The sequence below is a fragment of the Halorubrum amylolyticum genome (assembly GCF_004114995.1).
GTDB classification, from domain to species: Archaea; Halobacteriota; Halobacteria; order Halobacteriales; family Haloferacaceae; genus Halorubrum; species Halorubrum amylolyticum.
Map to the genome: position 1 here is coordinate 1 of NZ_SDJP01000062.1, position 5,254 is coordinate 5,254.

The 5,254-nt window shown below is 55.9% G+C and carries 7 protein-coding genes and 1 pseudogene; 4 read left to right on the plus strand and 4 right to left on the minus strand.

Features of this window, described 5'->3' with window-relative positions:
* Positions 1-310: pseudogene (locus ESO89_RS18110) on the plus strand (heavy metal translocating P-type ATPase); the annotation flags it as partial.
* A gap of 404 nt (positions 311-714) precedes the next feature.
* On the plus strand, positions 715-2,301 hold the full coding sequence (locus tag ESO89_RS18115; RefSeq protein WP_128906784.1) for a transposase: 1,587 nt from the start codon (positions 715-717) through the stop codon (positions 2,299-2,301).
* A gap of 312 nt (positions 2,302-2,613) precedes the next feature.
* On the opposite strand, the gene ESO89_RS18120 is transcribed toward ESO89_RS18115, so the two are convergent.
* Positions 2,614-3,048: a low molecular weight phosphatase family protein gene (locus tag ESO89_RS18120; protein WP_128906785.1), complete on the minus strand. Its 435-nt coding sequence runs from the start codon at positions 3,046-3,048 to the stop codon at positions 2,614-2,616.
* Positions 3,049-3,208: 160 nt separating this feature from the next.
* On the opposite strand from ESO89_RS18120, the gene ESO89_RS18125 reads away from it, so the two are divergent.
* The gene (locus ESO89_RS18125) at positions 3,209-3,472 is read left to right on the plus strand and encodes a hypothetical protein (protein ID WP_128906786.1); all 264 of its coding nucleotides are present in this window, start codon (positions 3,209-3,211) and stop codon (positions 3,470-3,472) included.
* A 284-nt stretch (positions 3,473-3,756) separates the two neighbouring features.
* Complete coding sequence (locus ESO89_RS18130; RefSeq protein ID WP_394345384.1) at positions 3,757-4,179, plus strand: arsenate-mycothiol transferase ArsC; 423 nt, start codon at positions 3,757-3,759, stop codon at positions 4,177-4,179.
* A gap of 44 nt (positions 4,180-4,223) precedes the next feature.
* Here the strand turns inward: ESO89_RS18130 and hcsS are convergent, their stop codons facing one another.
* From hcsS to ESO89_RS18145, 3 genes are all read right to left on the minus strand, one after another.
* The gene (hcsS, locus tag ESO89_RS18135; protein ID WP_128906788.1) at positions 4,224-4,448 is read right to left on the minus strand and encodes a halo-CC-star protein HcsS; all 225 of its coding nucleotides are present in this window, start codon (positions 4,446-4,448) and stop codon (positions 4,224-4,226) included.
* A complete protein-coding gene (hcsL, locus tag ESO89_RS18140) occupies positions 4,439-4,855 on the minus strand; it encodes a halo-CC-star protein HcsL (protein ID WP_128906789.1) in 417 nt (138 codons plus the stop codon). Before hcsL ends, hcsS begins: the two co-directional genes overlap by 10 nt.
* Positions 4,852-5,254 (minus strand): ArsA family ATPase (locus ESO89_RS18145; protein WP_164932842.1); only part of this gene is annotated, 403 nt, incomplete at its 5' end. The genes hcsL and ESO89_RS18145, both read right to left, overlap by 4 nt.

Genomic DNA, 5,254 nt, shown 5'->3' on the forward strand with positions numbered 1-5,254 from the left:
GGCGGATGTCATTCTCGTGCAGAACAACCCGATGGATGTAGTGCGACTCGTGAAACTCAGTAAGGCGAGCTACCGGAAGATGCAGGAGAACATCGTCTGGGCCGCCGGCTACAACGTGTTCGCGATTCCGCTCGCAGCAGGCGTGTTGGCACCGATCGGGATTCTGCTGTCTCCCGCTGTGGGTGCGCTTCTGATGTCGTTGAGTACAGTAATCGTCGCCATCAACGCGCAACTGCTCCGCCGGGTGGATCTATCCATCCCCGAGCTTCCAGGAGTGACACCATCCACTAGCACCCAAACTGCAGACTGAAACTCTGCCTGATCGCTTTAGGAGGGGTTTTTCGATTGCATACGGTTGGTATTCGGAATCAGAAAATCGGTGCAGTTTGGATAGATGGCACTCTGTAAACCGATTTAACGGGCTATAGATGCCAGTTTTCCCACTCACGCCGCGCCTCTTCTTGAGAAGCTGGTTGTCCTCACACGAGTTATCTCAGCATAGTTGATTCCAGAATCTCCCGACCAGTTTCTCACCCTCAACGTCGAGCAGGATGATTGAGTCATCATCAATGAAGGTGTTAGCTATGAGTGAACGAAGCGTAGCTGCGAGACTTACAGAGTACTTGTTTGTGCTGACCGATTCAACAGCAGCGGTTCCTGCGCAAAGAGGATGGGATCGCGCCGCTTGTGTGACTGGCTGATGGGATAGCTCACATGACTTCTCAGGAGCACCGATTGACCGACGCCTACCTTGTCGGGTTGACACTCACAGAGGCACTCAAAGCCGATCAGTCCCTCTGCACGGCTCTTCGAACTCTGGAGGGGCCGTTCGATTCGCTCAATGACGGCTACCCAGAGTGGCATCCAGCACCGCACTCGTTCGAGGGGATGGTACGCTTGTTACTCTACCGCGAACTCACTGGCGAAAGCTACCGTTCGCTCGCCCAGTATCCCGAACTCGCAGTTGTCTTCGACTTGGAGAAAATCCCCGACGAATCGGTGCTCTCGCGGACCTGGCGTAACCGGTTCGACGAGGCGACCCGGGAGTTCGTCACCACAGCCGCCCACTACGTCATCAAGGAAGTCCACGATCGCGACATCTCAGCGCCGGAGGTGCGGCCTAAGGCAGAGATCGTCGACGATACGCAAGAAGCCGCAGATCCAGTAGAAGACAAATCCTTCTCACAGGAGGAGATCATCCAGACAACGCGCCTCGCGCGTGATCACGCCTTCGGTCACTTCGACTCTGGTCGGGCGTCGAACGCCTCGTACGAGGACACACAATTCTTTGAGCTACAGACGTTCATGGGGATGGTCCACTGTGGAACTGCGCAGGGAGCGACTCGCTTCCAATATCGCCATGGCGAAGAGTACAGCCCCCATGGTGATACCCACCTCCGCGCCGTCAAGCAGTTCGATCCCGAAGAACTCGTGAACGGATTCAACGAGACAACGGATCGCTTGCTCTCCGTGATCGCCTCGGAAGCATCCTTTCGAAGGCCGGTCACCGCTGCAATCGATATCACGACTATTCCCTATTACGGAGAGGTCGAAGGAATGCCGATGGTCAGCGGGACCAAGGACAGAGACGGTCGAGCATTCAAATTCGCAACCCTCTCGATCATCGGGCAGAACATCCCGCTCGTTCTGGCGGTTGAGCCGGTCCGTGAGAGTTCCGAGTGGGATGAGAACCCGTCGAATCAGATCCATCGTACTGTGCGACGGCTCGTTCGACGAGCGAAAGAACAAGTTCCGATCGAGACGGTGCTGTGTGATCGAGAGTTTGACTCGATACAAGTGTTCCAGACACTCTCAAACCTCGATGTGAACTACCTCATTCCGAAGCGAGTCTCAAGCTCCGAACGGGATGTGCTCGAACAAATGGAGGGAGACGACCAAGAGATGGCTGTTGAGTCGGCTTCTATCCATGTAGAATCTGGATCGCATCCAATGCGGCTCCTGTACGTGCCGTCGACGAGTGGGGAGGGAACGGCCGTCTTCGCGACGAATCTACGAGTCGGTCCTGAGGAAGCCGAGACATTCTGTCAGCGCTACAGCCGCCGGTGGCAGATCGAGAGTGAGTACAAATCGATCAAAGGTGATTTTCTCGCGAAGACCTCCTCGAAAGACTACCGCATTCGTTTGTTCTACTTCGTTTTCGCGGTCCTCTTGTACAATATCTGGCGGCTCACCGACTTCCTGCTGAAAGCGAGTGTGGGAGGTGAGATGGACTACGCACCTGTGATTACTGCGGGTGAGTGTGTTGAGCTCGTTGCCTCGTCGTTGATTCCACACGACTAACCGGCTGATCCCCCTGAGTCCGCCGTTTGGGAGTGACAACCCTAATCAGGAGCGGCAGAATCTACGCAATTTCGCACGTCCGCCCAGTAGATGCGATCGGTAAGGATCCAAATCAGGACTGGTCGGTGAGAAGAACCACGAAGTGATGTTAATTCGATCTGAAACTGGGCTATCCTCCGAAACTGTGAACATTCTATAACTTCGGAGGATTGATCTCATGCGTGCCTTTGTTTTCTCAGAAATAGTTTGATTAAAAACCCACTAAATCAATAATGGTCCGTCATTCGAGTACTGCTCCAGCAGACCCTTGATTCACCGTGAACTGTTCGGGTGAACTTCGTCGAACAAGTCTGTCACCCGCTGTTCGATATTGTTTCGGATCTCACGGACCTGATCGAGATCTTGGCCGTCAGGATCTGTTAGCGCCCAGTCGCGAACATCTATCTCTTCAGCATCGAGTTCGAGTGTCGAACATCCCATTGTGGCGACGACGTCACATGATTCGAGCTCAGTCGTTGAGACTTCTCGGGGGACTCGATCCGAGAGATCGATCTCGTGGTCTTGCATGACCGTCACGACCTCGTCGTGGACGCTGTCGGCGGGATGAGTACCACCGGTAATGATCTCAACACTGTCTTCGAGTCCACGACGGTCACGCTCGCGTTCGGCGAACGCTGTTGCCATCTGACTGCGACCAGCATTTTGTACACAAACGAATCCTAGAGTAACCGGCACATCATCACCCATAAACAGCAGAATCGATGCTGTCGACTTGAGAACTTATATGTGATGTGGCTTTGTTGAAATCCTATTCTTCAGACACAAACTGAGCTGAAACAGCTGGTCGCTGAAGAATGCGTACTGTCGATGGGGAAAGAAGTATAACTGAACGGTATTGTTCGAAAGTATGGGAAAGAACTGGGGAATGCTCAAGTACTTCATTTTCGCCCCCCTCGCGCGTCCCGTGAATTTCTTCAAGTACGGTGGAGGTTTCGCAGGGGTGTGGAGTGCACTTAATGTTCTGAATAGTGGCTCTCATCAACCATTTATCGAAGCGTACATCGCTTATGTGTCGATGAAGTACTTTCCACCGACCAGTCTGGGGGATGTTGCACTACCAATTCTGTTCGGTGCCTCTGTTGCAGCAGTTAGTTGGCGTGCTAATGTCTGAGGGCCCTACTTCATCCGATTGTCGAACATCTGAGCTCTTCGGCACAAATGGCTTCCAGATTGAGTAAATACTCTGTCTATACTGACCGCGACTAGGTCAGAATATATCACTTGTTGAGGATTTCAACAGAGCCTGTGATGTATATACGTCTCAATAGCTCAACACGGGCCTGAGAGTACTTCTCAGATAGCCTATCAAGAGCTGCCGTCCCTGAAGTAACAGCTATACCGATCCCACTCGCTTGTGGAGGTGTGACTGAATCCGATGAGCGGACGGACCACCAGATAGCGTTCGTGTGCGTCCAAAACGCAGGACGGAGCCAAATGGCGGCAGCGTTCGCTGAGCGCGAGCGCGACCGTCGCGGTGTGGGCGATCAGATTACGATCCTTACCGGTGGCACACAGCCCGCGAACCACGTCCACGAGATTGTCGTCGAAGCAATGAGAGAGCGAGACATCGATCTCAGCGACCGAACGCCGCGAGAGGTGACGCCAGACGAGCTACAGGCGGTCGATATCGTCGTCACGATGGGGTGTTCGGCATCGGACGTATGCCCGGCGACGTGGAACGGCGAGAATCGCGATTGGGGGCTCGACGATCCCCACGAGCGTCCGATCGAGCAGGTTCGTGAGATTCGTGACGAGATCGAAGAACGTGTCGTCTCGCTGTTCGACGAACTCCTGTCGCAAACTCCGTCTGCGGAGTGACAATTGGCAGGGTCGTCAGCCGGAATGACCCCTGTCGACCTCCGCTAACAGCAGCCGTCGTCGTCGGCGCCGCAGACGCTCCCGTAGTCGACACCGGTCTCGTCGCCGATCGCCTCGTTACACTGCATCACCATCGTGGTGAACGCGAACTCCGAGGAGGACTCTTTCGCCGTCGCGAGCTCTTCGCCGAGTGCCTCGGCGGCCGCGATGACCGCTTCGTCAGTCACTTCGGACTCGCTGGCATCCTGACCGGAAGCGCTCAACAGCACCCACCTCCGGTGGATCGCGCGAACTCCTCGCCGATCTCGTCGCTGATGGTGTCGTTCGTCCGCTGAAGCAGTTCTATCAGATCGGCCTGTGCGGCCTGCTGACGCTGGATCGTCTCGTTGTTCGACATCTCGGTCTGGAGCTGCTTCAGCTCGGCCATCACCGATTCGTCGAAGCCGCCGCGTTGCATCTGCTGTTGCTTCTGCTGGTACTCGCGGAGCAGCGCCATCGCGTCGTCATCATCCTGTAACGCCTCGTCGGCCGCGACGAACTGCTGATACGTCTCAGACTCGCCGAGCGTGTCGAGGAACTCGTGGAGGGCCGCCTCGACGTTGGCTTCTACGTCTTCCTCATCGGGTACACCCACGCTGTCCTCGGCCGCACCTTCCACGTCCTGTGCGTCGCTCACGAGGGCGTCACCTCCGGTGCGTCCGCTCCGACAACGTCTGCGAGTCCGGTAATCTCCTCACCGAAGGCGCTGAGTTCGTCGAGCCCGATCGGTTCGTCCTGCCGGAGCGGCGCCAACATCAACGGCGCGTCGAACCGGTCACGGATCTCGTCGAGATACTGCGCCTGCTGAGCGCGCCGATTCGCGAAGAAGGCGTTGTCGCCGTACTCCTCAGGCAGGAGGTAGTTGGCAACGACTAGCGAGGTCTCGATGCCGACCTGATCTTTGAGGTCCGCGGCGGCCCGGTAGGCTTCCATCATAGGTGTGTACTCGGGGTACATCACGAACGCGAACGTGCTCCGTTCGGGGTCTTTCATCGTCTCGATGACCTCGTCGTACTGGTCGCCTTTGGCGGGGGCA